The organism is Armatimonadota bacterium, from assembly GCA_036504095.1.
GTDB lineage: Bacteria > Armatimonadota > DTGP01 > JAKQQT01 > JAKQQT01 > DASXUL01.
On record DASXVS010000069.1, the window covers coordinates 38,200 to 65,004 of the forward strand.

The 26,805-nt window shown below is 63.1% G+C and carries 23 protein-coding genes; 3 read left to right on the forward strand and 20 right to left on the reverse strand.

Annotation, left to right across the window (positions count from 1 at the left end):
* Positions 1-47: 47 nt before the first annotated feature.
* Together VGM51_15315 and cysK are read right to left on the reverse strand one after the other, a co-directional pair.
* Positions 48-758 carry a phosphoadenylyl-sulfate reductase gene (locus VGM51_15315; protein HEY3414406.1) on the reverse strand — a complete coding sequence of 237 codons (711 nt, stop codon included), beginning with the start codon at positions 756-758 and terminating at the stop codon, positions 48-50.
* A gap of 20 nt (positions 759-778) precedes the next feature.
* Positions 779-1,762, reverse strand: coding sequence for a cysteine synthase A (gene cysK / locus VGM51_15320; GenBank protein HEY3414407.1), 984 nt, complete (start codon positions 1,760-1,762; stop codon positions 779-781).
* Positions 1,763-2,054: 292 nt separating this feature from the next.
* Between cysK and VGM51_15325 the strand changes: the two genes are divergently transcribed.
* Positions 2,055-2,651 carry an RHS repeat-associated core domain-containing protein gene (locus VGM51_15325; protein HEY3414408.1) on the forward strand — a complete coding sequence of 199 codons (597 nt, stop codon included), beginning with the start codon at positions 2,055-2,057 and terminating at the stop codon, positions 2,649-2,651.
* A gap of 1,351 nt (positions 2,652-4,002) precedes the next feature.
* On the opposite strand, the gene VGM51_15330 is transcribed toward VGM51_15325, so the two are convergent.
* The 5 genes from VGM51_15330 to VGM51_15350 all read right to left on the reverse strand — a co-directional run bounded on the left by VGM51_15330 (position 4,003) and on the right by VGM51_15350 (position 9,133).
* A complete protein-coding gene (locus VGM51_15330; GenBank protein ID HEY3414409.1) occupies positions 4,003-5,073 on the reverse strand; it encodes a sulfate ABC transporter ATP-binding protein in 1,071 nt (356 codons plus the stop codon).
* Positions 5,070-5,954, reverse strand: a complete 885-nt coding sequence (gene cysW, locus VGM51_15335) for a sulfate ABC transporter permease subunit CysW (protein HEY3414410.1) — start codon at positions 5,952-5,954, stop codon at positions 5,070-5,072. Before cysW ends, VGM51_15330 begins: the two co-directional genes overlap by 4 nt.
* Positions 5,955-5,971: 17 nt before the next feature.
* A complete protein-coding gene (gene cysT, locus VGM51_15340; protein ID HEY3414411.1) occupies positions 5,972-6,808 on the reverse strand; it encodes a sulfate ABC transporter permease subunit CysT in 837 nt (278 codons plus the stop codon).
* A gap of 70 nt (positions 6,809-6,878) precedes the next feature.
* Positions 6,879-7,880, reverse strand: coding sequence for a sulfate ABC transporter substrate-binding protein (locus tag VGM51_15345; GenBank protein HEY3414412.1), 1,002 nt, complete (start codon positions 7,878-7,880; stop codon positions 6,879-6,881).
* A gap of 71 nt (positions 7,881-7,951) precedes the next feature.
* A complete protein-coding gene (locus tag VGM51_15350) occupies positions 7,952-9,133 on the reverse strand; it encodes a porin (protein HEY3414413.1) in 1,182 nt (393 codons plus the stop codon).
* Between the two features lie 365 nt (positions 9,134-9,498).
* Here VGM51_15350 and VGM51_15355 point away from each other — a divergent pair, with 365 nt between their 5' ends.
* Entirely contained in the window at positions 9,499-10,170 is a 672-nt protein-coding gene (locus tag VGM51_15355) for an O-methyltransferase (protein HEY3414414.1), read from the forward strand.
* A 93-nt stretch (positions 10,171-10,263) separates the two neighbouring features.
* Here the strand turns inward: VGM51_15355 and ilvA are convergent, their stop codons facing one another.
* From ilvA to VGM51_15415, 12 genes are all read right to left on the reverse strand, one after another.
* Positions 10,264-11,775 (reverse strand): threonine ammonia-lyase, biosynthetic, encoded by a 1,512-nt coding sequence (gene ilvA / locus VGM51_15360; GenBank protein ID HEY3414415.1) that lies wholly within the window; start codon positions 11,773-11,775, stop codon positions 10,264-10,266.
* Between the two features lie 127 nt (positions 11,776-11,902).
* Positions 11,903-13,768: an alpha-L-fucosidase gene (locus VGM51_15365; GenBank protein HEY3414416.1), complete on the reverse strand. Its 1,866-nt coding sequence runs from the start codon at positions 13,766-13,768 to the stop codon at positions 11,903-11,905.
* A gap of 148 nt (positions 13,769-13,916) precedes the next feature.
* Positions 13,917-15,212: an ABC transporter permease gene (locus tag VGM51_15370; protein HEY3414417.1), complete on the reverse strand. Its 1,296-nt coding sequence runs from the start codon at positions 15,210-15,212 to the stop codon at positions 13,917-13,919.
* Positions 15,209-16,540, reverse strand: coding sequence for a hypothetical protein (locus tag VGM51_15375; protein HEY3414418.1), 1,332 nt, complete (start codon positions 16,538-16,540; stop codon positions 15,209-15,211). Before VGM51_15375 ends, VGM51_15370 begins: the two co-directional genes overlap by 4 nt.
* Positions 16,537-17,433 (reverse strand): ABC transporter ATP-binding protein, encoded by an 897-nt coding sequence (locus VGM51_15380; GenBank protein ID HEY3414419.1) that lies wholly within the window; start codon positions 17,431-17,433, stop codon positions 16,537-16,539. The genes VGM51_15375 and VGM51_15380 overlap by 4 nt, the downstream gene beginning before the upstream one ends.
* Positions 17,426-17,848, reverse strand: a complete 423-nt coding sequence (locus VGM51_15385) for a GntR family transcriptional regulator (GenBank protein ID HEY3414420.1) — start codon at positions 17,846-17,848, stop codon at positions 17,426-17,428. Before VGM51_15385 ends, VGM51_15380 begins: the two co-directional genes overlap by 8 nt.
* Positions 17,849-18,086: 238 nt before the next feature.
* The gene (locus tag VGM51_15390; GenBank protein HEY3414421.1) at positions 18,087-18,590 is read right to left on the reverse strand and encodes a ferritin-like domain-containing protein; all 504 of its coding nucleotides are present in this window, start codon (positions 18,588-18,590) and stop codon (positions 18,087-18,089) included.
* Positions 18,591-18,708: 118 nt separating this feature from the next.
* Entirely contained in the window at positions 18,709-18,969 is a 261-nt protein-coding gene (locus VGM51_15395; GenBank protein HEY3414422.1) for a hypothetical protein, read from the reverse strand.
* Between the two features lie 939 nt (positions 18,970-19,908).
* Positions 19,909-20,394 (reverse strand): 3-isopropylmalate dehydratase, encoded by a 486-nt coding sequence (locus tag VGM51_15400; protein ID HEY3414423.1) that lies wholly within the window; start codon positions 20,392-20,394, stop codon positions 19,909-19,911.
* 1 nt (position 20,395) lies between these two features.
* Entirely contained in the window at positions 20,396-21,688 is a 1,293-nt protein-coding gene (locus VGM51_15405; protein HEY3414424.1) for a 3-isopropylmalate dehydratase large subunit, read from the reverse strand.
* A 217-nt stretch (positions 21,689-21,905) separates the two neighbouring features.
* Positions 21,906-23,285: a hypothetical protein gene (locus tag VGM51_15410; protein HEY3414425.1), complete on the reverse strand. Its 1,380-nt coding sequence runs from the start codon at positions 23,283-23,285 to the stop codon at positions 21,906-21,908.
* A 347-nt stretch (positions 23,286-23,632) separates the two neighbouring features.
* Complete coding sequence (locus VGM51_15415; protein ID HEY3414426.1) at positions 23,633-24,580, reverse strand: oxaloacetate decarboxylase; 948 nt, start codon at positions 24,578-24,580, stop codon at positions 23,633-23,635.
* Between the two features lie 128 nt (positions 24,581-24,708).
* Here VGM51_15415 and VGM51_15420 point away from each other — a divergent pair, with 128 nt between their 5' ends.
* Complete coding sequence (locus tag VGM51_15420; protein ID HEY3414427.1) at positions 24,709-24,903, forward strand: hypothetical protein; 195 nt, start codon at positions 24,709-24,711, stop codon at positions 24,901-24,903.
* A gap of 520 nt (positions 24,904-25,423) precedes the next feature.
* Here VGM51_15420 and VGM51_15425 read toward each other — a convergent pair.
* Positions 25,424-26,545, reverse strand: coding sequence for an isocitrate/isopropylmalate dehydrogenase family protein (locus tag VGM51_15425; protein HEY3414428.1), 1,122 nt, complete (start codon positions 26,543-26,545; stop codon positions 25,424-25,426).
* Positions 26,546-26,805: the final 260 nt, after the last annotated feature.

Consider the following 26,805-nt stretch of genomic DNA (forward strand, 5'->3'; position numbering starts at 1 on the left):
TTAGCCCCAAGGCCGGCACGGAGGCCGGCTCCACGTTGTGTCCCCCGTTACGCCGTCAAGTGCAGCCCGCATTCCTTACCTTCCGGGTTCTCCCACCACCAGCGACCGGATCGCAAGTCCTGACCCGGCAGTACCGGCCGCGTACACGGCTCGCATCCGATCGACGGGTAGCCCTGGTCGTGAAGCCGGTGGTATGGGACGTTGTTCGCCCGGATATACTCCCAGACCCGCTCTTCCGGCCATTCGGCCAGCGGGTTGATCTTGACGATCCCGCCGTGCGCCTCATCGGACTCGACGATATCCAGCGCGGTCCGGGTGACCGATTGCGCGCGCCGCAATCCGGTCATCCAGGCATCGAGCCCCGCCAAGGCGCGTCCGAGCGGTTCCACTTTGCGGATATGGCAGCACTCTTTGCGATTGTCCACCGACTCGTAGAAGCTGTTGGGCCCCTTCACGCGGATCAGCTCTTCCACGCTTGCCGTCCGCGGGAAATACGTGCGAAATTCGAGCGGATACCGCTCGCGGGCGCGCTGCATCAGGTCGTACGTTGCTTGGTGCAGCCGGCCGGTGTCCAGCACAAACACATGGGCGGCCGGAGCCACGCGCGCGAGGATATCCACGAGCACCATATCCTCGGCGCCGAAGCTGCACGCAAGCGCGAGGCGCTCCCCAAAGCGCCCGGCGGCCCAAGCTACAATCTCGTCCGCCGACGCGCCTTCAAAGGAGGCGACGACCGGCTCCCGAGCAACAACTCCCAACTCGGAACTCCCAACTCCCACTATCCGGCGGGCTCCGTATTGAACACGGGCGTGCTCAGGTAGCGCTCGCCGCTGTCCGGCAGCACCACGACGATCTGCTTCCCGGCGTTTTCCGGACGTTTGGCTATCTGAACCGCCGCGTGAACGGCCGCTCCGCTGGAAATCCCCGCCAGGATCGCCTCTTCCTTGCCGAGGCGCCGCGCCATCGTGAACGATTCCTCGTTCGTCACCTGGAAAACCTCGTCGATGACGCTCATGTCGAGCACCTCCGGCACGAAACCCGCCCCGATGCCCTGGATCTTGTGCGGGCCCGGCTGGCCGCCGGACAGCACCGGCGAATCGGTCGGCTCAACGGCCACGATCTTGAACCCCGGCTTCAGCGGCTTGATGATCTGCCCGACTCCGGTGATGGTGCCGCCCGTGCCGACGCCGCCGACCAGGATGTCCACCCGCCCGTCCGTGTCTTCCCAGATCTCCAGCGCCGTCGTCTCGCGGTGCGCCTTGGGGTTCGCCAGGTTCTTGAACTGCTGCGGTACAAATGAGTTCGTGTGCTGCGACGCGAGTTCCTCGGCCTTGGCGATGGCGCCTTTCATGCCCAGCGGGCCCGGCGTGAGGACCAGTTCGGCGCCGAGCGCCCTCAGGAGGTTGCGGCGCTCCACGCTCATCGTTTCCGGCATCGCCAGGATCAGGCGATACCCCTTCGCGGCGGCCGCTCCGGCCAACGCGATGCCCGTGTTGCCGCTGGTGGGCTCAATGATGACGGTCCCGGCGTTGATCAGGCCGAGGCGCTCCGCCTCGCTCAGCAGATAGACGCCGATCCGGCACTTGACGCTGCCCCACGGATTGGATTTCTCCAATTTCGCCAGCACCTCGGCGCCGGCGCCATCCGTGACGCGATGCAGCCGGACCAGCGGCGTGTTGCCGATCAGCTCCGACATCGAATCCGCAATCTTCGGCTGGTGATGCCGAACCAGCGCCTGTCCCTCAAATTCCACGGTACTCATCGTACGGTTCTCCTTGATTACTTGAGTAATACAACCTGTTTACTCAACTATACCGGATACCCATGCATTCTGTCAATGGTTCACGGGGATTCAAATGAACATCGGCGCCATCAATCCGCGTGGGGACGCCGGCCGACATGCGCGGGTTACGCCAGTCAGAATCGGATCTGTAAGGTTCACTCTTTCGGGCGAAGCGTTTCACAGTTCAAGTGATGCTGATACATCACGGCCCCAGCCAGACCGTTTCATCCGTTGTGTCCGCTTTTCCGGAACGCTGAGGATGTCGATCACTGTGAAAAACAGTACGCTGAACGAAATCGCCAACCCGCTTCGCTACCGAGCCATGAAGGGCTATCAGTGCGTGTACGACATCCCCGGCACGTCAACCAACGGCCAGCATACCTTCTACACCGCCGGCGCCAGAACCTACGATGCGGGAACCGGTCGCTGGCTGCAGGAAGACCCGATTGTGGGGATCACCGGCGATCCCATGTCCTTCAACCGGTACCTCTACTGCGACGCCAACCCGGTGATGAACGACGATCCGACGGGGCTGGCGCTTATGCGGCACGGCCGACCGTGCCATGCACCCAAATGGTACGCAATCGATGGGGTGCTGTACGACTACGTCTTTTGGATTGGAGTCACGGGGCCAGACTCCGGTGGGTTTCTCGCTTTCGTTGGGGGCGGATTGGCTTCAGCGGAAGCTACGAGTTGGCTGTACCCTGACGAGGAAGGTCAGACTGATGCAGACCGTGATTGGTGCCGCCTTTTGGACAAAAAGGACCGGATACTGAAGTGGTTCGACGATGCCAATGCTGGCGTGGGGCACGCCATTGATGACATACTGAAGTCCGGCGGAACCTATTCGGGTTACGGGACGGCATAACTAGCCCGACGCCTACGCCTTGTTGGCAAGGCGCAGACGTCGCCCAAACCAGTGGCGAGGATCGGCTGTCGGCCGGGAGCCACGATTATCGCTAGGTTGCTGATGTGCGCCTCGCCGACCAGATATGCGGCAATCGGGGGGGGGCAATATGCCCGCGTCCTATCAGAAATGCCGCTGACCGACCATTCGTACCTGCTCCGAGGGGCAATGGGAGCCCTGATTGCAGTTACCCGGATGGCGAATGGTACCGGAACATATAAGAGACCCTATATCCTATAAGTAGAGGTGTTTATCTATGGAACCCATACAGAAGGTCGTCCTCGTTTTGAGAGAGCTCTGCGCTGGATCCATCGCCATTATCGGGTTTGGCGTTTATTGGCTAATCCTGTGTCGGGTATATGGCGTCCGATCCAAAGGTCTTCGCGCAACAGCTGAGTTGCACCTCGCGAAAGGTCGTGCCGGATTTCTCCGTCTCTTTTGTGGAAGCTTCGCGGCATGGTGCGCCGCACTGACGGTATTCTTCGGATGGTATCCATCTCCTTCGTTTTCTACCCTCGCTGAGCGCGTTCAGTTGAGTATCCCGCCGTCTATCGTGGAGGGGTTGGTAATCGCCTTTTGGCTTTCTCGAGTGGCCGCCGCGCGATTGGACAGTGACGGCCCCAACGTATCGGATTCCAGTTGCTGATTAGGTTGCCCCCGGCGCAAGAACCTACGACGCCGGTACGGGCCGCTGGCTGCAGGAAGACCCGATTGCGGCTCGCCTGGCGTCCTCTCGGGCGGAGCGAACACGTTAGGACAACGCGGCCCGGAATGTACTCCGTGTTCTGTACAGACAGGCACGAGATCGATAGTCCTGCATTAACACAAAGGTCTCAAACAATGAACTTCATTTGGGAATGGATCATCCTTCCACTGGTCATGGTGGTTACGTTATTCGTTATCCATGGTGGAGGCTACATCTTGTCCGGACGTTCGGGGTCTCGCACAATGCAGGGATACCTGCGTTCCCGCGTAGCACTCGTCGCATGGTGCCTGTACGTTGCGATCGCGTTCGCGTCTGCTTCAACGCCCGTGTCGCGTTCACAAGGTGGGCTTGAAGTGTGTTTGCTCGTCTCCGCGGCAGTCGGCCTCACGATGGGCTTTATTGCGTGGCGGATCGTCCCGAAGCTGATACGGAGAAGCCCGGGTGCGGGCTAGAGGTCTACACGAGCGTGGCCGTCATCTCCGGCACGTCAACCAACATCCAGCACCCTATCTACTCCGCCGGCGCAAGAACCTACGGCGCAGGTACCGGCCGTCGACAGCCTGCAAACAAGCCGCCATCGGGGTCTGAGAGCCCGGAGACGGGCTCTCAGATCACGTAATCCTCGATGTACACCTGCACCCTGCGCGGGGTGACGTACACCGTCGCGCCGGTCCGGACGCCCAGTTCCTCATAGCGCTCGCGGCCGATCTCGACCTCCAGGGCGCCCGCCGTGTCCGTCCGGGCGAGTTCGAGGCGCACCACCGGGCCGACGGCGTGGATGTGCCGGACGACGGCCTCAACCGCCGCCGTCCCGTTGCGGCTGAGCGCGATGTCCAGGTCGTGGGGGCGGGCGTAACCCACCGCCGCCGTGTCCTGAACCCCGGCGTACTGCGGCGCGGCGATATCGACATCGCCCAGGCTGGCCTGCCCCTCGTGCACGCGGCCGTGGAAGAGGTTCACGTTGCCCAGGAACTGGTAGACGAACGGGTTGGCCGGATGCGCATACACGTCCTCCGGCGTGCCGATCTGCTCGACGCGCCCCTTGTTCATCACCACGATCCGGTCGGCCACCTCCATGGCCTCCTCCTGGTCGTGCGTTACGAAGACGCTCGTGATGTGGAGTTCGTCGTGAAGGCGTCGCAGCCAGCGGCGGAGGTCCTGGCGCACCCGCGCGTCCAAGGCGCCGAACGGCTCATCCAGCAGAAGCACCTTGGGCTCGACGGCCAATGCGCGCGCGAGGGCGACGCGCTGGCGCTGCCCGCCGGAGAGTTCCGCCGGATGCCGGTCCGAGAGGCCCTCCAACTGCACGAGCGAAAGGAGTTCGGTCACCTTCTCGCGGATTTCCGCGCGCGACGGGCGGGTCTTCCGCGGGCGCACCCGCAGCCCGAACGCCACGTTCTCGAACACCGTCATGTGGCGGAACAGGGCATAGTGCTGGAACACGAAGCCCACTCCGCGCTCGCGAACGCTCCGGGATGAGGCGTCTTCGCCGGCGAGGCTGATGGCGCCCGACGTCGGGGTCTCGAGGCCCGCGATCGTGCGCAACAGCGTCGTCTTGCCGGATCCCGACGGGCCCAGAAGCGCGACCAGTTCGCCCGTGCCGACTTCCAGAGAGACGTCGCGAAGGGCCTCAAACGCCCCGAACGACTTGCGGATATTTCTAATGTGGATGCTCAATGGTTTGTCCCTCCCGCCTTCCGCCTGATGCCGAACCGCCACTCCACGAGGCTCTTGAGGGCCAGAGTCACAAGCGCCAGGATGGTCAACAGCGATGCCACCGCGAAGGCAGCGGAAAACTGGTATTCGTTGTACAGGATTTCCACGTGCAGCGGCAGCGTGTTCGTGAGGCCGCGGATGTGGCCTGAAACCACCGACACCGCACCGAATTCCCCCATCGCCCGGGCGTTGCAGAGGATGATCCCATACAGCAGGCCCCAGCGGATGTTGGGAAGAGTCACGCGGCGAAACATCTGCCATCCGCTGGCGCCGAGGACGATGGCCGCCTCCTCGTCGTCACTGCCCTGGCTCTGCATCAGCGGAATCAGCTCCCTGGCGACGAACGGAAACGTGACGAACACGGTGGCCAGAACGATTCCGGGCGTGGCGAACACGATCTGCCAGTCGTGCCTGTCCAGCCACGGGCCGAAGGTACCCTGGGCTCCGAACAGCAGCACGAACATCAGGCCCGCGACGACCGGCGACACGGCGAACGGCAGATCGATCAGCGTCACGAGCACGCTCTTCCCCGGGAACTCGAACCGCGCAATCGCCCACGCCGCGGCAACGCCGAACACGGCGTTCAGCGGGACCGAAATGAGCGCCACCAGTACGGTCAGCCGGACGGCGGACATCGCTTCCGGCTCGCGGATGGCGGCCAGATAGACCCTCCACCCCTTGGCGAAGGCCTCCGTGAACACCGCCGCCAGCGGAACCACGAGGAACAACCCCAGGAACACCAGTGCGATGCTGATAAGGACGAACCGCGCCAGGAAAGGTTCCCGGGCGGCCTTCGCGCGGACCGCGGGACGTGACGCGGAAATCGTGGTTGAGGATTCCATATCTGCGTTCGACTCCTTCACGCCATCCCGTAGCGCTTGCGGCTCCAGCGCTGGAGCAGGTTCACCAGCAGGAGCAGCGCGAACGACACGACGAGCATCACCGAGGCGATCGCCGTCGCGCCGGCGTAGTCGTACTGCTCGAGTTTCGTCATGATCAGCAGCGGCGCGATCTCCGTGCGCATCGGCATGTTCCCCGAGATGAAGACAACCGATCCGTACTCGCCGATGGCGCGCGCGAACGCCAGCGTGAATCCGGTCAGCAGCGACGGGACGACGGCCGGCGCGATAACGCGGCGGAATGTCTGCCATGCCGATGCGCCGAGGCTGGCGGCCGCTTCCTCGATATCGGATTCCAGGTCCTCCAGGACCGGCTGAACCGTGCGCACGACGAACGGCAGCCCGGTGAAGATGAGCGCGATCACGATTCCCAACGGAGCGAACGCCACCTTGATGCCGTGCGGCTCGAGGTAGCGCCCGATCCACCCGTTGCCGGCGTAAATGGCGGTGAGGCTGATCCCGGCGACCGCGGTCGGAAGCGCGAACGGAAGGTCAACGAGGCCGTCGACGATCTTCTTTCCGGGAAACGTGTAGCGGGCCAGCACCCAGGCGACGATGAACCCGAACACAGCGTTGGCGCCGGCGGCGAGGAGCGATGCTCCGAAAGTCAGCCGGTACGCCGCGCGTACGCGTTCGTCGGTCGCGGCCGACCAGAAGTGGGCCCAGCCCATCGAGCCCGCCTTGAAGAAGACCGCCGTGATGGGCACCAGCACGATCAGGCTCAGGTAGAGCACCGTGTACCCCAGACTCAGCCCGAATCCCGGAAGGACCCGCTTGTTTCGGTTTGTTCTTAACATCGGCATTCGGGAGGCCCGGGGCTGGGGGCTGTGATACGATCTCAGCCCCCAGCCCTCGGCCCTCAGGCCACTAACGCGGGCGGTAGACCTGATCGAACACCCCGCCATCGGCGAAGTGGGTCTTCTGCGCGTTCCTCCAGCCTCCGAAGAAGCCGATGTTGAGCAGGCGCAGTTTGGGGAAGCGCGACGCGTAGCCCCCCGCCGCCTTCACGTTCCGCGGCCGGTAGTAGTGCTTCGCGGCGATCTTCTGTCCCTCGTTGGAGTAGAGGTATTTCAGATACGCGGTGGCGATCGCGGTTGTCTTGTGGCGCGCGGCGTACTTGTCCACAACGGCCACCGGCGGCTCGGCGAGGATGCTGATGGAGGGTACCACGATCTGGAACTTGTCCTTTCCGAGCTCGTTGACCGCCAGGAAGGCTTCGTTCTCCCACGCGAGGAGGACGTCGCCGATCCCGCGCTCAACGAAGGTTGTGGTGGAGCCCCTGGCGCCGGAATCGAGCACCGGCACGTTGTGGTAAAGGCGCGTCACGAAATCGCGCGCCTTCGCCTGGCTGCCCAGTTTCTTGTATGCGTACCCCCACGCGGCGAGGTAGTTCCAGCGGGCGCCGCCGGAGGTCTTGGGGTTGGGCGTAATCACGGAGATGCCGGGTCGCACCAGGTCGTTCCAGTCCTTGATGTGCTTCGGGTTGCCCTTGCGTACGAGGAACACGATGGTGGATGTGTAGGGCGTGCTGTTGTATGGGAGGCGCTTCTCCCAGTTGGGGGCGATGACGCCCCTGTCGGCAATGGCGTCCACGTCGTAGGCCAGGGCGAGCGTCACCACGTCGCCTTGCAGGCCGTCGATGACCGCGCGCGCCTGCTTGCCTGAACCTCCGTGCGACTGGTTGATCCGCAGGTTCTGCCCCGTCTTCCCTTTCCAGTAGCGGGCGAACGCCTGATTGAAGTCCTGGTACAGTTCGCGCGTCGGGTCGTAAGAGACGTTAAGCAGCGTCTGCGCCCGCGCCGGCAACGCCGAGATTCCGATGGCCGCTAAGCTGGCGGCAAGTATAATCCGTTTGATGATTGGATTCATGGTTATTTCCAAGGAGACAGGACCAGCCTACCTACTGCACTAGCCCCTAGACCCCAGACCCTAGACCCTTCCTAGAACGCTCCCTGGTACTGCGCGAGGAACTGGTCTTCCTTCACGGTCGGACCCTGATCGCTGTGCCGTTCATAGTTGAGCTGCAAGCGGTTCAGCGTGTCTTTGCTCAAGAAGTGGTTGAGGCCGACAGTCGTGGTCTTTCCGGTGTTGCCGGCAACGGACGTATCGAGGTCGAGTTGCTCGTATCGCAGCACGGCCTGGGTTTCATGCGCGACGCCCAACAGCCCCGTCACGTAGTAGCCGCGCTTCTTGACGGCCGCATCTTTGCCCTGGATGTACTCGGCTTTGACGCCGTACCGGGGACGCACGAACGACGCCTCGAGTCCGGTTCTGTCGCGCTTGACGTACGGGGAGCCCTTTCGGCCCCAATACTGGGAGGCGCCGAGGGAAAGGCCCGCGACGGCCGGTTTCCACACGATGCGCGCGGCTACATCCTTGCTGCGGTTGTCGTCCACAATGTTGATACCGGACCCGTTGAACGCTCCGAGGGCGTACTCGAAGCGTCCGGAATCGGTAGCGGGTAGCATCTGGCCGCTCACCTGAATCCCAACGTCACGCCCGGACGATCCGTTGTCCCGCCCGGGCACGAGTTTATCCACAACCTGTGCCCGGTTGATGGTGTCCAGCAACGCGTCGCTGGCCAGGCTTTCCTGGCTGAACGGGACCTTGAACTGCCCCGCCGTGAGCTTTATCAGAGGCGCCGCCGTGTATCCAACCGCGGCATCGAGGAGCGTCGCCTTGCCCACGTTGCCCGTCTTGACCGTCGTTCCGCTCACGCTCGTAACCGCCGTCGATGACCCGGCCAGGTCGACCTGCAGGGCATAGTCCACCTTCGGCGCGGGGTTCCCGGCGAGGCTGAGCCGCAGCCTGCGAATCTCAAACGTGTCGCCCGTGGACGGTCCCGTGCTGCTGGTGTACCGCGCCTGGGCATAGCCGCTCAGTTTCACGGCGGTTTTCACGGTCACGGGCACAACGGTCGGAGCCGCCTTCGCCTTCTCGGCTTCGTCCTTCTGTATCTGGGCGATCTCCGACCGGATGCTGTTGCCGTCCGCTTCTGTAATCACGCTGCGTTCCACCAGTTTCTGGATCAGGATGTCCACGGGGTCTTTCGCCGCGTGGGCGCCGCCCGCCACCCCGATCAGTGCCGCCGCCACCGCCACGAGGGATTTCGGTGTTCTCATTGTCTTTGTTCCTTTCAGATCTCAGCTCGTCAGTCTCCGCAATGCGCCTTCCGGCGCGTTGCCTCAACAACGCGGCGATCCTCCGGAACCAAGACCTCGCTGAACGATCCCCATGGCTGCACCCCTTTCCCGCGAAAACCGAACGATGCCGCTTCGAAGCGGCATACTTGAGTATCTAAATCAAGTTACTAAGATACTATCGTGAAGCCACACCCGAGGTCAAGGGTTCCGCAAAAATCGTCTACGGGGCGGCAACCGGATGGGAAATCGCGGGCGGAACGTTCGCCGACGTTTGCTTGTCTAGAGTGAAGACGTCGGCGCCCACCGTGGCTCCGGCAAACTCTTCACTCGATAGGGGGAATCGGATGGCGGATCAAGAGAGCAAAATCCAGGGTTATGACCGGTACATTGACGGGCTATTCGCTCCGGAGGACGAGGCGCTCCGTCTGGCCCGGGAGGATATGCAGCGGGAAGGGCTGCCCGCGATCAACGTGTCCGCCAGCGAAGGCAAACTGCTGCATGTCATCGCCCTCATCGCGGCGCCGCGCCGGATACTGGAGATCGGCACGCTGGGAGGCTACAGCGCCATCTGGCTGGCGCGGGCGCTTCCGGCCGACGGCCGGCTCATCTCCCTGGAGATCGACCAGCACCACGCCGACGTTGCCCGCCGCAACGTAGAGCGCGCCGGACTGGCCGGGAGGGTGGAGATTCGCGTCGGCCCCGCCGCGGAGTCGCTGGCGCGGATGGCGGCATCGGGCGAGGCGCCGTTTGATCTGGTGTTCATCGACGCGGACAAGGACGCGTACGTCACCTATATGGAGATGGCGCTGCCCATGCTCCGCGAGGGGGGGATCCTGCTGGGCGACAACACACTGCCGGATGCGGTGCTGCACCACGACGGTGACAGTGGGACGAAGCGCTACAACGCCGCAGTGGCCGCGCACCCCGGGCTTGTTTCCATCAACATCCCCGTGCTCCGCGGCGAGCACATCGACGGCCTGTTGGTGTCCGTGAAGAGGGCGTCTTCAGCTGGCTGATCGACCGGCAGTAGAACGGGCGTCCCGCCCGTTGTCGTCTGAAACGGGCGGGACGCCCGTTCTACTCTCCTGCTATGGGGACTCGATGCTTCACTAGTCGAGGAAGAAGCCGTACGCGGGGTTGTCGCCCTCGGCCACCCAGTGATAGCTCAGGCCGTCCAGGAACCGCCGGAATGCCGGGAGTTCGGGGGCGGGAACCTCGATGCCCGCGAGGACGCGGCCGAAATCGGCGCCGTGATTGCGATAGTGGAACAGGCTGATGTTCCACCGGCTGCCAAGGGTCTCCAGGAACAGCGGCAGCGCGCCGGGACGCTCCGGAAACTCGAACCGGTACAACCGCTCGTCGCGCGTTTCCGGCCCGCGTCCGCCGACCATATGGCGCACGTGGAGCTTGGCCATTTCGTTGTCGGACAGATCCAGGACCTGATGCCCCAGCGAGCGCAGACGGGCGGCCAGGCCATCCGCGTCCGCCTTGCCGGAGGTGGTAACGCCGACCAGAACGTGGGCGTGCTCACGGCCGTGCATGCGATAGTTGAATTCGGTGATGACGCGGCGCCCGAGCGCCGCGCAGAAGGAACGGAAGGCTCCTGGCCTCTCGTCGAGCGCCACCGCGAACATCGCCTCGCGGTCTTCGCCCAGCTCAGCCCGTTCAACGACGAAGCCGAGGCGCTCGAAGTTCATGTTCGCGCCCGATACGATGGCCGCGTACCGTTTGCCGGTCCCGTCGTCGCGGGCGGCGTATTCCTTGAGGCCCGCCACCGACAGCGCGCCCGCGGGTTCGCAGATCGCGCGGGCGTCCTCGTAGACGTCCTTGATCGCCGCGCAGATGGCGTCGTTGCTCACCCGCACGATCTCGTCCACGCACTCGCGCACGATCGGGAAGGTCAGCCGGCCAACTTCGCGGACCGCCACGCCGTCCGCGAAGATGCCGACGTCGCGCAGTCGGACGCGCTTGCCCGCCGCCAGCGACTGGTACATCGCGTCCGCCTCCAGCGGCTCGACGCCGATGATGCGGATCTCCGGCGCGACCGCCTTCAGGTAGCCGGCGATGCCAGCGATGAGGCCGCCGCCTCCCACCGGCACGAAAACCGCGTCCAGGCCGCCATGGCTCTGGCGCAGGATCTCGTCACCGATGGTCCCCTGCCCCGCGATCACGAGCGGATCGTCGAAGGGGTGTACCGGCGTAACACCGCGCTCCGCGACGATCTCGTCGCATCGCGCCTGGGCGTCCGAATAGCTCTCGCCGGCCAGGACGATCTCGGCGCCATAGCCCCGGACCGCCGCGACCTTAATCTCCGGCGTCGTGACCGGCATGACGATGATGGCCGGGATGCCCAGTTCGCGCGCCGAAAAGGCCACGCCCTGCGCGTGATTCCCGGCGCTGGCCGCGATGACCCCCCGGCCGCGCTGCTCGTCGGAGAGGTTGGCGATCAGGTTGTAAGCGCCGCGCAGCTTGAAGCTGAAGACGGGCTGAAGGTCCTCCCGCTTGAGGAAGACCCGGTGGCCGAGACGGGCTGAGAGTTTGGGGGCCGGTTCGAGCGGCGTCTCACGGGCCACATCGTAGACCCGGCTGCGCAGCACATCGCGAAGGAGCTTGTTATTCATATCCCAGTCAGGATAGCAGGGCGCGGGCGGGAGGCGGGGACGCAGTGAGAGGTCGGGGCGGCGAGCGCGTATCCCGACGAAACCTATGGGTTCGCCGGGTTTTGAGCAGGTCCCCGGAGGAACGCACCTACCCGCCGGCCGGCGCCAGGTGAACCCATAGCAGTTTGAACAGTTCGTCCTTCACCAGGCCGACTGGATGGACGGTGATCGTGTAGGGGCCGGGCTTCGGGAAATCTATGGCGCCGACGTGCATGGGCCGGAACTCGCTCCAGTTGAGCTGCGTGGTTTCGGTTTGTGCTTTCAGTTCCAGACCGGGGCCCGCGCTCACGGTGAAGCCCTGTCCGGCGACTGCCGCGGTGCAGGCGTACGAAACCGTGACGTCTCTCCGGCCGGCTTCCGGCACAAAGACCGTCCACGAGGCCGACGCATCCGGCGCCGTCCAGCCGCCCAGCTGCGATTCCAATTTCGTGCTGCCGTCGAGCGGCTTCTCGGCCTCGACGCCGGCCATCCTGGCCTGCATCGCATTCATGGCGATGCCTCCGCCGTTGATCTCCCCCAACGTCTCGTTGTCCACTTCCAGCGGGCCGGCGAGTTCCACGCGGATAACCGTGTCGTAGACGACCGGCTGCGAGCGATCGGCCTCGATGTGCACCGAAGTGCCCTGCTGCGTGAACTTCAGCGCCTTCCTGCCGCTGCACAGCGTGGCGGAGGTGACCGGTGTTTTGAGGCCGTTAACCCGGATGACGCCGTCCACCGGCCAGTCGAAAACGTGCAGATAGAGACGGTTGTGGCGCTCATCCATCGTTGTGAGGCCCCAGTCCTGCGTGCGTTCTTCCAACGGAGTGTAGCCGCATCCGTAGAAGCCCTCGCCGTTCGCGCGGAGGCATCGGCCGATGGCGCGCATGCGGTCCAACGCCTCTTCCGGCGGGCGGCCGTCGGCCTGGGGGCCGAAATTGATTACCAGGTTGCCGCCCAGCGAGATGTTGCGGACGAGGTTGCGGATGAAATACGTGGTGGGGCGCCACTCCTGGTCGTCGCGGCTGTAGCCCCATGAGAGGCCGAACGTGACGGCGCTTTCCCAGGGGTGCGTGATGCGGTGGCGCGGGAAAGAGTTATCGCCCAGCGTCTCGTAATCGGTGCCGTCGGGCTGACCGACCTTTCCGATGCCCAATCGCGTGTTTACCAGCGTGTCCGGGCTTTCCCTGCGGATGAGCGAGAGCATGTCGTTCACCTGGAGCGGCGTCATGTTCGTGTCGCTTAGGCGGCGCCAGTTGTCGAACCACATGATGGCCGGGTGGTAGTTTTTCACCAGTTCCGCCACCTGCGGCATGGACTTTTCGCGCCAGTACCGGTCGAACTGCTCCGGCGTCAGATTGTCGCGATACCCTTCGCCGCCGTAGAAGAAGAAGTCCGGATGGCCTTCAAACTGCTTCGGGTCCTTGCTGTTGTAGTCCCAGAAGTTCCCCCAGCCGCCGGGGTGCTCCCAGTCCTGCCAGTGGGAGTAGTAGAAGCCGAGCTTGATACCGCGCGCATCGCATGCCTTCTTGAGGGTTCCGATGACGTCGAAGTTCACGCCCGCCACCCGGTTGAGCGTGTAATCCGACACCTTGGAGGGCCAGTACGCGAGGCCGTCGTGGTGCTTGGCGACGAAAATGATGTACTTCATGCCCGCGTCTTTCGCGGCTTCCGCCCATCCTTCGACCACCTCCGGCGTGACGTGCATCCGTTTCAATGCGGCGTCCCAATCGGCGCGGGGCACGCGGTTGCGGGCGCGCAGCCATTCGCCGTACTCGGTCTGACGCACAGGTTCGCCATCGAACCTGCCTTCCAGCGCGGCGGAGCCGTTCCAGTGGATAAACAGGCCGAACCGGGCGTCCTCGAACCAGGCGGTCCGGCGACCGGACGTTGACTGGTCGGCGGCTTCGGCCGCACGCGGAAGAACGGCGATAACAGCGGCAGCGGCAGCGAGCGCAAGAACAGGGGAAGCGAACATTGGTGGTCCTCAGATGTGCGTAAGATTTTCTACGCATCATTGTTGGTCCGAGGCTGGGCATCGGGTCCACCCTGCAAATCGCATTTCGTGGCGCCGGCCCTCCGTTCCGGCTGGCTCGCACCCACGAAGCGCGCTCGTCATGCTGCGTTTATCGCCGCACCTCAGATGATCCCGGCGTCCGCGGCCTCTCCGGCCAGGCTTCCGTCACCGTGACATTGAAGTGGTTTCCAGCCAGGGCAAGGTGATTGTCGTCGATCCACCAGTGCCATAGATGGCCCCGTTCGGGGCTACGTAGGTACCGAACTCTGTGCCGCTCAAGGTCGATTACCGCGATCCGATATGGACCCGCTGTTGAGTGTTCGACCCGGTAGTCGTACATCTCCGCGGCCGCCCGCCGGCCGCCCGGCGAGAAATCAAGGCCACTCGAAATAAAGTAGTCTTCCAGCGTGCGCCGAACACCCTGTTCCTCCGGTCCCAGCGTACAGGCTGTCTCGGGATTCCAGCCGCCGGACTCCGAAATGCTCCTCAGTTCCACCCGTCCGCGAACCACGGCCGTGTAGTAGTAGGTTCGCCCGTACGGCGTCCAGCCGATAGCCTCGGTCTCGTCGGCGCGATCAACCTGCCTCCTGCCGTGCCTGGAGTCATCAATCCAAACCTCTCCTGGCGTGGTGTTGCCGACCAGCACGTTCACCTGCCGGTCAGGCGACTGGAATCTGTCCAGGCGCCTGGAGATCTGAGGGTCCCAGCCCATGTCCCGCAGGGTGTATGCCGATGCGAACATGGCGGCCATTCCCAAAGCGAAGCAGCGAGCCCACAGCCAGGCGCGGCGGCGCGGAGCGAGCGCGAGCGGCGGTCGAACGGCCAGAACCGCGGCGATCAGCAGAAAGACGATGGCCACCGCGGCGATCCACGGTTCGGAATGTACGCGGGATGCCCGGTCAGACAAATCCACCCAGACGGTGAGACCTACCAGAACCACGGCAACCGTTAAAATAACGCCCGGCACGATGCTGGAGAGCAGAAGGCCGATCAGGTAAGCAGCACACAGCGCCATCCACAAGACAGTCATGCCCTCCGCAAGGCCGCTCGCGTTCAGAAACGGTCGGTAAACGGATGGCGCCCGGAGCAAGTAGACAGGTAACGAGATGATCGACACGCCGGCAAGAGCCATCGCCCCAGCGACGGCCTTTGCGAGGAGCAGCCACCACCACCGAATCGGGCGGCTGAAGATGAAGTCCATCGTGCCGCCTGAGGTCTCCCGCGAATACCCCGAAAGACCCATCAGGAACGTGGCGGCCATCGGTAGGAGGAACCACGAGGATGCAAAGCCCCCGGTCTGATACGCGACAGGGTCGCCCAGCAGGAGGATTGTGAGGACAATGGCAAGGATGCCCGCCGTATACCAGCGCGTCTCCAGGAGTTCCTTCGTAATCAGGCGTCTCATCGGGAGTCCTCCTTGTCCGGCGACGGAAGCAGCGTTTCATCGCGCAAAGGACCGCCTGAGGGCGAGATGGATTTCAGACCGCTACCGGCGATGAAGATGCGGCCGCCCCGCCAGTAAACGGCGTCCGCGCTCACCGAGGGAGCGAGTAGCCTCGCCTTGCTGGTGGCCGCATCCACGAGCCAAAGGTCGTATCGGTCGCTCTGCAGGCGAGATTGTGGCTTGCGGAACAAGGCGAACCGCGTCCCGTGCGGCTCGGTGGCGTACCAACTCGATCCGAGGCCCCGGTACAAGGAGAGCCAGGGCGGCCTGACGGTATCGTTCATTGGAGCTGACAGAACGAACCGCGAGCGTCCCGAACGCGGATTCCAGGCCATAAATCGATCCACCTGCGTCGCCGGCTTCCGTACCGCATAGAGCAGTTCACCTGTTCCCAGCCAGAGGACCGGCGCCGCCGATTCGTCGTTGATGAGGCGGCGGTTGCTGCCATCCAGGTGCATCACCCACAATCCGAGCGCGTAGGAACCGGGCTGTGGTGTCCGGGGATGGGGCAAGAAATCGGTATAAGCAATCCATCCGGTGTTACGAGACGCCAACAACGGATCGCCGGGGAATGGTGAGAATGACCGGGGATAGCAAAGGTAGGCACACATCGCTCCCGGGACAGTTACCAGCAGCGTAGCGAGCGCCACCGGCCAGCGCGCCTTTCGGGGCGACAGTAGACCTCCGCGCCACGCGACGGCGGCCAGCGCCGCCAGCAGCAGCACCGCTGTCTCGGCCCAGATCAGGCGCTCCCATCGAAGGGCGTCTACGCCCCGGAATCCCGTCCACGGCAGGCTCCTCGACGCCAGATTCACGGCGTACATGCCCAGAGTTACCACGCCGCCGGCGAGAACGGCGGCCAATGGAGCGGACACCGCGGCGCCCATCAGAAACCCCGCGCTGAAACAGAAGGTGAATCCCGTAGCCATCACGCCTGGTTTGAAGACGTTGGTGGAATCGTAGAAGTGGATTTGCCCAATCTGCCAGGCAAGAGAAGCTGTCGCGAATGCAATCAGCACGGCTGGGAGTGTCTTCGCGACCCACACCTGCCAGCGGGGCACCGGGATCGTCGCGAGGGTCATGCGCGCCTGATCGCGTTCGCCGGGGAATGACCGCGCGCCCCATATCAGGAAGACCGCGTAGATCAACAGCACCTCCGAATGCTCGGTGGGCCACCTCTGGGTGTTGGAGAAGTAGCTCATGTACGCGAGGGTGATGACCGGCGACGCAATGGCGGCGAGCGCAAACCAGAATTGTTCGTTGGCTTCCTTCCAGAAGAGGCGTATCATCGCCCGCCTCCTTCACCCAGCAGCGCCACCAGCACATCCTCCAGCGGCAGGTCTTCCACGTCCACCTGCGGCGCGATGCGGTGCGCGGACTGGAGCACGGCCTCGGAATGGTTGCGGACCACGATGGTCGCCTGGCGACCGGAGATCCGGGTCGAAAGCGCGCCGTCGAGGCTCAGGCTTTGTGGAACGGAATCGGGGAAGGTAAGGACCAGTCGTTTGACGGATCGCTTCAAGTCGTCGAGGGGGCCGGACCAGATGAGCCGACCTTCATCCAACACGCCCACCCAGTCCGCCACGCGCTCGACCTCATGGACGATGTGCGATGAGAAGAAGACCGTTCTGCCCTCCTGCTGGATCATATCGATGACGCCTTCGAGGAACTCACGGCGAACGACCACATCCAGACCGGCGGTCGGCTCATCGAGGATCAGCAACTCCGGCCGGTGCGCCATCGCCAGCAGCAAGGCAACTTTCGCCTGTGTGCCGCGTGAGAGGTTCCGCAGCTTCTGTTTCGCCGGCAGTTCCATCTGCCGCGTCAGATCGGCGGCCAACGCGTCGTCCCACGTGGGGTAGAAACCCTTGCAGAACCAGACGATCTGGGCGACCGACATCCAATCGTACATCCGCTGGCCTTCCGCGACGTAGCCGATGCGCTTCTTCAATTCGAAGTCCCTGCGCTGGGGGTCCAGCCCGAGCACGCTGACGCCCCCGGAGGACCGGTCCAGCAGGTTGAGGAGCATGCGGATCGTGGTTGTCTTTCCGGCACCGTTGCGGCCGAGGAAGGCGTATACGCTGCCAGTTGGTACCTGCAGGTTCAAGTGGTCCACGGCGAGATGCTTTCGGTATCGCTTGGTGAGTTCCAGGGTTTGGATGGCATAGGTCGGTTCATTCATGGGGTGTCTCCTGGCCGGCATCGCGGCTCTCGAACTGCGGCTTCAGGGCGCTGAGGGCGGATTGCAGGGCGGCGGCGATTTGGGCGGGGCTGGCGCCGAGGTGGTAGCCTTCCACGGCGAGCTGCCCGGCCAGCCGGGCCAGCTCGGCGGTGCGATAGGCTGTGGTCGCGTCGGAGCCATTGTCCGTGATGACGCTTCCGCGGCCGTGGTCGGTCCGGATGACACCGTGGGTTTCCAGCTCGCGGTAGGCCTTAGCGACGGTGTTTGGGTTCACGCGCAGCACCAGCGACGCGTCGCGCAACGACGGCAGGTAGTCTCCGGGCCGCAACAGCCCGGCGGCCACGGCGTGCTTCACCTGCGACACAATCTGCGCGTACACCGGCACCGAGCTTGCGGGGTCCACTTTGATGAGCATCGGCTTGCCTCCTCTGTACTACACATGTAGCACAGTGATACAGTTCTGTCAAGCCCTTCTTGAAAAACGTGGACGCGAAATCTCGGGGTGGTGCGTCTGAGCGTCTCGCCCGCCGGTTGAACCCGACCGCTAAGCGCCAAGCCTGCAGCACAGGCAGGAACGCTTGCCCGGAGGGCAGGTTTCGTGTTCAGCCGTATGATTCATCCGGCGGGAAAGACGACGGGAAGTGCATGACAGGCTAGTGGCTGCCTCGCTGCACCATCAGTTCGAGGTCCTCTTTCAGGTTTTGAAGGTCCTCCTCGTGCTCGACCTCCTGTTCCAGGATGGTGAGAGCCATGTTGTACGTCACCATATCCTTGTCCTTGGTCGCATCCATGAGCGACTTGTAGGAGGAGATGGCGCACTGTTCGCCGGCGATGTTCTGGTCCAGCAGCACGGCGACATAGGGGTCTTCCGGCGCATCGTAGGCGCACGGGCTGAGGTCAAACCAGGCCCGGGGGCTGGTGACCGGCGTGCCGCCCAACTGGATGATGCGGTTGGCCACTAGAACGGCGTGATTGAGTTCCTCGGTGGCGTGAAGCGTCAGTTCGGCGACCACGGCGTCCTTCATCGGGCCTTTGATGACCTTCGCGCCCAGCCAGTACTGATAGTAAGCGAGCCATTCGCTCGCGTATGCGGCGTTGAGCAACCGAATCAGCTCATCGACGTCCATACCGACAATCTCGCGACCTCTGGTTCCCATAGTGTCCTCCCTTGGTGTGCTCTCTTGCACACTGGTGATCCGCCAACGGCATAGGGGGTCTTGAAACGCTCGAAGGCCTGCATAGTCTGGCGGACGGTGATAGGCGGATCGTCTGACATCAAAACCCCATTATCTCCGGGTCCCAGCTGAACGCCTTGCGCATCAGGTCTGCGGGGATGGTGCGAGAGGCCACCCTGAGGGCGACCTCGCGTTCGTCGGCACCCGGGTGCATCTTCCGTACACTGCTTGCAGCCAATTCCCATACAGTGAAATTCAGTTGCTGCACGCAGCGCATCTTCTCCGCCGCGGACATGCGCCGGTAGCCTTCGATGAGAAGCCTCTCGATTTCTGGATGCGTATCGCGCGATTGTGTTCTCATGCTTTCGATCCCGGAGTTTCCCGATTTACCCCTTGCAGAATTGTAACACGGTCACACCCGCGAGGCCCGCACACTTCGCTCCCGCGCTCCCCCGCCACCAGCCGCTTCCTCGCGTACGGGATCAGCCCGCCGGCGCCGATTATGGCTTGGCGCGCGGGAGCGCTGTCACGCGTGCGGCGGTTGAGGGTCCTCTAACTCATGCCGTATGGACCGGCTTTCCGCGTACCGAGTCCGCCACCGAGGTGTCAGGAGGGCCGTGCATCCGCTATCTTGCGCTCCTGTGTTTCTCGCATTCAGAGACCATACGGTTGAAGGCCCACTCAGGTATGCATGTAGTCGCGTTGGGATCAGGCGCTATGCCATCCGAATGCTCGGTCTCTCGAAGGGAAGGGTCGGCAGCCCACGGAGCAATCGTTCCGATGCCTTGTCGGCTAGGGGTGCGTACATAGCCGGGGGGAGGTGCGGAATCGGGCTCTATCGGAAGGCCGAATGCAGCGTCAATCTTGTCTCGCGCTCGGTTCCAAGCGTTGGTTAGCGCGACGCCCTCTGTCCGGACTCTTAAAGCCCGAACAGGATCGGGATCGATGGTACCGTCGGGTGCGAGAGGGTAGTATCCGGGTTGGAACAGAGGGTTGCTTAAGTCGAACGGTACCGACGCTCTTCGTTCCCGTCGATGAAACGGCCAGAAAGCGAAAAGTCGCTTTCGGCTCGGTTGCGGCAGGCCTGAAATCTGCTCAGTTTCCTTATCGTCCATATATCCTCCTGGCACCCATCAGATCTGCGGTAGACGGGGCTACCGCCGAAGTGTCGTGCTTCGCTAGTTGCGACAAAACAGATTTCGATCTATGCCGTGTCGCGCCGAATCGGCAGTTAAGGTTCCGCCCCGTTCAGGTACCGGCGCTCTAGCCCATGGCTGGCTGTCGAGTGGAGAAACTCTTTTCACACCGCCATAAGCCGTGCCCTCGCGTACGGGATCAAGCCGCCGGCGTCGATAATGGCCTGGCGGGCGGGCGGCAGCGGGACGATGGGATAGGCCTTGCCGGTGGTCTTGTTCACCACCTTGTCCGCCCCGATATCCAGCTCATCGCCTTCGGACGCCTCGATCGCGGGGCAGATGATCAGGCGCAGGCCCAGGTTGACCGCGTTCTGGAGGAAAATGCGCGCGAAATCCTTCGCAACGATCGTCAGTTCCCAGCCCTTGAGGCACGAAGCGGCCTGCTCCCGGGATGATCCGCACCCGAAATTACGGTCGGCCACGATGTAACTCCCCGGCGGCACTCCGCCGGCCTTGAGGGTGGCGTTGATCGGGTGGTCGGCGAACGCCAGTTGCGGTGTCTCGGTCGGCAGGACCGTGGCCATGAACCGGCCAGGGTAGATGATATCCGTCGATACATCCGGACCGAGTTTCAGCACGACTTTGCCCATCTCATACCCCTTCCTTCCGCGGGTCGGTGATCACGCCGGACACAGCGCTCGCTGCGGCGGTGGACGGCGAGCACAGGTAGACCCCTGCGTTCGGATTGCCCATGCGTCCCTTGAAATTGCGGTTGGTGGTGGCAAGGGCTACTTCGCCGTCGCCGAGCGCGCCCTGATGGACGCCCAGGCACGGGCCGCAGCCGGGGTTGCAGACCACGGCGCCGGCCTCAATGAGGTCCTTCAGAATCCCGGCCTCCATCGCCTGCATGTAGATTTTCCACGATGCGGGGAACACCAGAAGCCGGGTGCCCTCGGCCACCTTTCGGCCTTTAAGGATGCCCGCCGCGGCCAGCAGATCGTCGAGGCGGCCGTTGGTGCAGGAACCGATGACGATCTGATCGATGTGCGTGCCCTCCACCGCGCCGACTCCCTTCACGTTGTCCACCGTGTGCGGGCACGCGATCTGCGGGGCGAGGGTCGAGGCGTCGACCCGTACGGTCTGTACGTATTGAGCGTCCGCGTCCGGCGTTACTAGGTCCAGTGCATCCATTACGCCGGCCTCTTCGCGCAGATAGCGGACCGTCTCGGCATCTCCCGGCACGATGCCGGACGTGGCGCCGGCCTCGACGGACATGTTGCAGAGCGTGAGGCGGCCGGAGGTGGGCATCGCGTCGATGGCGCTGCCGTGGAACTCCAGCACGCGGAAATTGGCGCCCTCGGCGGTCAGAGTGCCGATAAGGTTCAGGATGATGTCCTTCGGCTCCACGCCGGGCGACAGCTTCCCGTCCACCTCCACGCGGATCGTGCCGGGCACTTCCACGTTCAGCATGCGGCCCAGCGCCCAGACGGCGGCCATTTCGGTGGCGCCGATTCCGAATGCGAACGAGCCCAGCGCGCCGTGGCTGGTTGTATGGCTGTCGGTGCCGACCACCACGCCACCCGGCCGGATATAGCCGTACTCCGGCAGTATCTGGTGGCAGATACCGCCCTGGTCGGCGCGCACGTCGTGGAATTTGGCGATGCCCTGCGCCTTCACGAACTCGCGGATCAGTTTCTGGTTCGTCGCGGTCTTAGCGCTTTCTGCGGGCACACGGTGGTCGAAAATGATAGCGATGCGGCTCGGATCCCACACCTTCGGCTCGCGACCGGTACCCTGGTAGATCTCGCAGAACTGGTTGATGACCAGCGCACCGTTTTCGTGCGACATCGCGAGGGAAACGTCGGGCTCCACAACCTCGCCAACTTCCACCTCGGCGCGCCCAACGGCCTTCGCCAGTATCTTCTGTACGGTTGTCTGCGCCATGCGGCGCCTCCTTTCGAATTCCGGATTTTACCACGGAGGACACTGAGGGCACGGAGTATCACGGAGGTCCGGATAACGTCTCCCTGAGCGCAGCGAAGGATACCAGCCTCTCCAGCCCGGTAGATCGCCCCGTTCGTTGTCGTTCAGATTCATTCCTCCGTGAACCTCTGCGCTCTTCTGCGTAGTCTGCGTTCTCTGCAGTAAGAATCCGGTCGACTCATTCCCTTAACCTTTGACGTTCCGGCCAGTTTGGCTTCGGCGCCACTGCCTTGGACGACTTCCCGCGTCCCACCGGACTGAGCAGCGCGACAACGTGGTGCATCCCGATCGGGTCGGGCACTGAATCCGGTCCGATCCGTGATGCCTCAACGGCTATCTGGCCACGGTTATTGATGGCAAATGCCCGGACAATGGTCCAATCTCCCTTTACGAGCTCGTTCAGTTTGTACATCCGGCCGTTTTCCCAAAGGAGAGGAACGTACTTACCTTGATATGAATGTGCCGCGTGCATGTAGAATACGTTGCCCACCACCTGACCGCTGTCGTTGATGCCCAACGCATAAGTTTTCGTCGCGTCGGGCAGAGTGCCGAGGGCATATATGTGGCCCTTGTTCCAAAGGAATGGCTGCTGGAAGGCATCTCCCCAGATCGCGCCCCCAACGTCCTGTTCGCCGGTCAGAGTACCAACTATCACTCCCCCCTTGTTTATCGCAGCTGGGCGCACCTGGTGGTATCCCGGCAGGACGCCCAGATCCTGGATGTTCCCGTGCTCCCACAAGAACGCCCGGTTACCCGATATCGCGACAACTTGACCGGCGTCGTTCAAATCTATGCCGGCACTATCGGCGTTTTCGTCCGGCAGCGCGTTGAGGTCCGTCTTTGTGGCCTGGGAAAGCAGAGTGGCATGGTGAATCGGCCTTCGCATCGGTCCCACGTCACCACTATTCTCGACCCTGGTCCGCCCGGTATCCTCGGTACCGATCACCACTCCAAGATCGTTGAAACCGGCGCTGTTCAGCCAGTCTGCATGCAAATTCACGGGAAGGGTCTTGCCGTTGGACCAAAGAGCCAAGTCGTGGGCGGAAGCGGCCAGGAGCACATCGCCTTTTTCGTTCAAATCGACAGCGGTTGTGCGAGGGCCCACCGCCGCGGATAAGCTGAACAGCTTGCCGTTAGCCCATAGGTGAGAGGCGGCCCGTTGCGGTCCTGAGGGTGCGAGAAGCATATCGCCGTTGCTGTTCAAACGATACACGACATAGCCCTCAAGCGGTAGTGGGACAACCTCATACCTTGGAGGAGGCGTTTCATGTTCTGTCACCGGAAGCTTCGGGCCAGGGGCGGGCCGGTACAACAGGTCTACTGCCGGAGTATTGGCGTTACCTTGTGGTTGAGATTCGAGTCGCAGGTATTCCTGAATCCGCCGGCGGCGCTCTTCATCCGACAGGCGTCGCGTCGCCGTCTGGGAGTCGACGGGCGGTTGAACCTGATTGGAATGGTGTCCAAGCGATGGATCGGGTGGACGCCTGCAGCCTCCACTGAGGAGCGCCGCAGTGAGGGCGGAAATGCAGAGTTGGTTGTGAGTGATGTTGTAACGCATAGTTGAACGTCCTAACTATGAATAGTTGTTGACAGGGCCTATCGCAAGGGCGATCGCCAGTATCTTCTGTACGGTTGTCTGCGCCATTCGGCGGATGCTTTCGATTTCCGGATTTCACCACGGAGGACACTGAGGGCACGGAGTATCACGGAGGTCCAATCCGGACCGGGCACTGAAGCACCCGTCTGAGGGGCCTTTGGCCAATCGTCCTTCGGACGACTGACGTGGGTAGTAACTCGATCCCTCGCTACCAACTCGTGCGTCGGAATGACATGGTCGAACGCCTGCACTCTTTGAGCCTCTGCGCTCCTCTGCGCACTCTGCGTCCTCTGCGGTGAGAATCCCCCTTACTCCTTGCCTTCGCCTTTGACGATCCAGCCGGCGCCGTGGTACTTGGCATCCAGGTGCTGCTTCGGCAGGAAGGCGTCCTCCTTGGCCCGGTACTCCTTGAGGCCTACGAAATCCGTATACTCCTCGAACGACGCCAGCCACTGCGTCTGCCCCGGCAGGATTCCGTCCGGAGCCGCCTTCAACGCCATGAAGAAGTCGGTCAGCGCCTTCTGCGCGACCATGATGGAAGCGACCGGTATGGACACGCGGCCGACACCCATCTTCGCCAGCACCGGGATCGGAATCAGTTCGGTCTTCATGCCGGAGACGGCGTCCATGAGGTTCACGGACAGCGGTCCGCACACTTCCCTGACCGCCTGCTCAACCTGCGCAACCGTACGGATGCCGTCGATGAACGCCAGGTCGGCGCCGGCCTCCAGGTAGAGGTTGCAACGGCGGATGGCCTCATCGAGGCCGCCGATGGCGAGGACGTCCGTCCGCGCGTTGATGATGAAATCCGGATCCAGTTTGTCGCGCACGGCGGCGCACGCGCCGATCTTGCCGGCCATTTCCTCGGCCGGAATCACCTCCTTGCCGGCCATGTGCCCGCACCGCTTCGGGAAGACCTGGTCCTCCATGTTCATTCCGGCGATGCCCATCGCGATGACGCGCTCCGCCAGCCACGCGGCGTTGACCGCGTTGCCTCCGCCGGTATCGAGATCGGCCATCACCGGGATATCCACGGCCTGAGCGATGTTCCACGCCGTGTCCAGTACGTCCTTCATCTGGACGAGGCCGACGTCCGGCATCCCCATGAGGGAGCCGGCGACCCCGTAGCCCGAGATCTGGATCGCCTCAAAACCGCATTTTTCGATGACGCGCGCCGAAAGCGCGTCGTGACACCCTGGCACCACCACCGCCCGGCGCTCCATGATTGCTTTTCTGAGTGTTGTTGTTCGTTTCATTGGAAGGCTCCTCTGTGATTGGCGACATGGGGCTGAGGACGCCCCTCTTACGGTCGCAACTGTATGCCTGGCTGGGACATTGCTTCGCCTAGAAGGTGCACAAACGGCAAGGCAGGGTGGACGGCCTTGTGGAATTGGGCGTCGGCGGTCCAGAACTCACAATCACGGAGATCAGCAAGCGCAGCGTAGAGCGAGTCGTAAACGAACCGCTGATTGAACTGCTCCGCAATGGCGCGAGCGCGCTGTCGAAGATCAGGGTGGTCGACTATCTCCACGGGCGCCGCGTCCAAAAGGTGGTAAGCTACGATGGCTTGATCCGGTAGTAGGTTCCCTTTATAGGCGTGCTTCCGAATAACGCTATCAGTTTCCGCCGTAAAGATATGTGGCGCAATCAGGCGGACGGACCCTTCGGCACTTTCGCGCAACAGCGCCATCGCCTCGGAGCGGTTAGTTTCGCTGTCGAGAGCCCACTTCACTGCAACGCTCGCATCGACGCAACGCTCCATCAGAGCTGGCTCGCTCTCTCCTCACGTATTCCGCGGACGGTTTCCGCGGAATCCGTCACGCCTTGGGTGTGGGCAGGATCATTGAGACACATCCTGAGGAATTCCTCCGGCCGGACTCCCCCAACCTGTCGGTTTACCCGAGCAAGCCGTTGGGAGACTCTCTCTATGAGTCCACGCTGATCTTCTTCGCTCATTTCCCGCACCAACCAATCGACCTGGTCCAATGTCACCATCACTCTACCTCCGTCCCCCGTGATATCTCGATTCTACCATAACATCAATCCCCTCCGCCTCCTAGTGCCTTCTGCCTCCGATGCGGTTAGGACCCCTTGGAATATCACGCCACCTTCCCCGCCACAGCCTCCGCCATCTCAGAAGTAGTGTTCGTGCCGCCCATGTCGTACGTGCGGACCTTGCCTTCGGCGATCACCGCGGCAACAGCCTCGTCTATGGCGGTTCCCTTCTCCGTCTCGCCCAGGTAGTCCAGCATCATTCGGGCGGCCAGGATCGTGGCGATGGGGTTCACCTTGTTCTGGCCCGTATACTTCGGGGCGGAGCCGTGGCTCGGCTCGAATACCGCCACCTTGTCACCGATGTTTCCGCTGCAGCCAAAGCCCAGGCCACCGACCATTTGCGCGCACAGGTCCGAGATGATGTCCCCGTACAGGTTCGGCGCCACGAGGACGTCGTAGTTGAAGGGGTCCTTCAGCAGCCACATACACATCGCGTCGATGTTGGCCTCGTCCATCGCGATCTCGGGGAAGTCCTTCGCCACCTCGCGCGCGCAATCCAGGAAAAGGCCGTCGGTCGCGCGGACCACGTTGGCCTTGTGCACCACCGTGACCTTCTTCCGCCCGAACTTGCGGGCGTACTCGAATGCGGCGCGAACGATACGCTCCGACCCCTTGCGCGTGTTGACCTTGCAGGAAACGGCGTAGTCGTCCGGGTCCAGCCCGGCGAACGCGGAGAACGGTTTCGAGAGCGCGCTCAGTGTGGAAGCCAGCTCCGGAGGCACGGGCGAAAACTCAACGCCGGCGTAAAGGTCCTCGGTGTTCTCGCGGAATACCACAAGATCGATGCCTTCACGGTAGTTCAGCGGGTTGCCGGAATACGCCCGGCACGGTCGCAGGCACACGTAGAGCTCGAACATCTGGCGCATCCGGACGATGGGAGAACGGTACGCCAGGCCCTTTTCGCGAAGTTCAGGGGCGAGTTCGGCCATCGCGGCTTTGGCGGGCTTGGAGGTTATGGCGCCGAACATGGCGGCGTCCACGGACCGGAGGAGGTCGATCGTTCGCTGGGGAAGAGCGTCGCCCTCGCGACACCAGAACTCCCATCCGATATCGCCTTGGACGTAATCCGCGTCCAGTGCGACGGCGTCCAGCACAACGCGGGCGGCGTCCATCACGTCGGCGCCCACGCCGTCGCCGGGCAGCCAGGCAATGCGGTACTTAGCCACAGTAACCTCCCTTTATCGGCGAGCGAGCCCCCTTGGTTGCACGGGGCTGATAACAGTTTAGCAAGGATGCGGGCCGGACGCGTGCGTCCATTCAAACACGACTGAAGTCGGCGGGGCGCGCCCCCGTCGAGCCACACTGTCACCAGTCCCGGCCCCACTTTGGCCTCCCGTCGCTGTTTGTAGTAATATAAACTAAGCGAACCGGCTTCTCTCGTTGATGCGGCCGCCGCGTTGACCGGAGTTGTCCTTTCGCCATGAGT

Coding starts and splice junctions, on each gene's coding strand:
- VGM51_15395 (HEY3414422.1), bottom strand. CDS start 18,969: ATGAGAACACAATCGCGCGATACGCATCCAGAAATCGAGAGGCTTCTC.
- VGM51_15370 (HEY3414417.1), bottom strand. CDS start 15,212: ATGAGACGCCTGATTACGAAGGAACTCCTGGAGACGCGCTGGTATACG.
- VGM51_15415 (HEY3414426.1), bottom strand. CDS start 24,580: ATGAAACGAACAACAACACTCAGAAAAGCAATCATGGAGCGCCGGGCG.
- cysT (HEY3414411.1), bottom strand. CDS start 6,808: ATGTTAAGAACAAACCGAAACAAGCGGGTCCTTCCGGGATTCGGGCTG.
- VGM51_15400 (HEY3414423.1), bottom strand. CDS start 20,394: ATGGGCAAAGTCGTGCTGAAACTCGGTCCGGATGTATCGACGGATATC.
- VGM51_15375 (HEY3414418.1), bottom strand. CDS start 16,540: ATGATACGCCTCTTCTGGAAGGAAGCCAACGAACAATTCTGGTTTGCG.
- cysK (HEY3414407.1), bottom strand. CDS start 1,762: ATGAGTACCGTGGAATTTGAGGGACAGGCGCTGGTTCGGCATCACCAG.
- VGM51_15410 (HEY3414425.1), bottom strand. CDS start 23,285: ATGCGTTACAACATCACTCACAACCAACTCTGCATTTCCGCCCTCACT.
- ilvA (HEY3414415.1), bottom strand. CDS start 11,775: ATGAATAACAAGCTCCTTCGCGATGTGCTGCGCAGCCGGGTCTACGAT.
- VGM51_15345 (HEY3414412.1), bottom strand. CDS start 7,880: ATGAATCCAATCATCAAACGGATTATACTTGCCGCCAGCTTAGCGGCC.
- VGM51_15355 (HEY3414414.1), top strand. CDS start 9,499: ATGGCGGATCAAGAGAGCAAAATCCAGGGTTATGACCGGTACATTGAC.
- cysW (HEY3414410.1), bottom strand. CDS start 5,954: ATGGAATCCTCAACCACGATTTCCGCGTCACGTCCCGCGGTCCGCGCG.
- VGM51_15405 (HEY3414424.1), bottom strand. CDS start 21,688: ATGGCGCAGACAACCGTACAGAAGATACTGGCGAAGGCCGTTGGGCGC.
- VGM51_15380 (HEY3414419.1), bottom strand. CDS start 17,433: ATGAATGAACCGACCTATGCCATCCAAACCCTGGAACTCACCAAGCGA.
- VGM51_15350 (HEY3414413.1), bottom strand. CDS start 9,133: ATGAGAACACCGAAATCCCTCGTGGCGGTGGCGGCGGCACTGATCGGG.
- VGM51_15390 (HEY3414421.1), bottom strand. CDS start 18,590: ATGGGAACCAGAGGTCGCGAGATTGTCGGTATGGACGTCGATGAGCTG.
- VGM51_15365 (HEY3414416.1), bottom strand. CDS start 13,768: ATGTTCGCTTCCCCTGTTCTTGCGCTCGCTGCCGCTGCCGCTGTTATC.
- VGM51_15385 (HEY3414420.1), bottom strand. CDS start 17,848: ATGCTCATCAAAGTGGACCCCGCAAGCTCGGTGCCGGTGTACGCGCAG.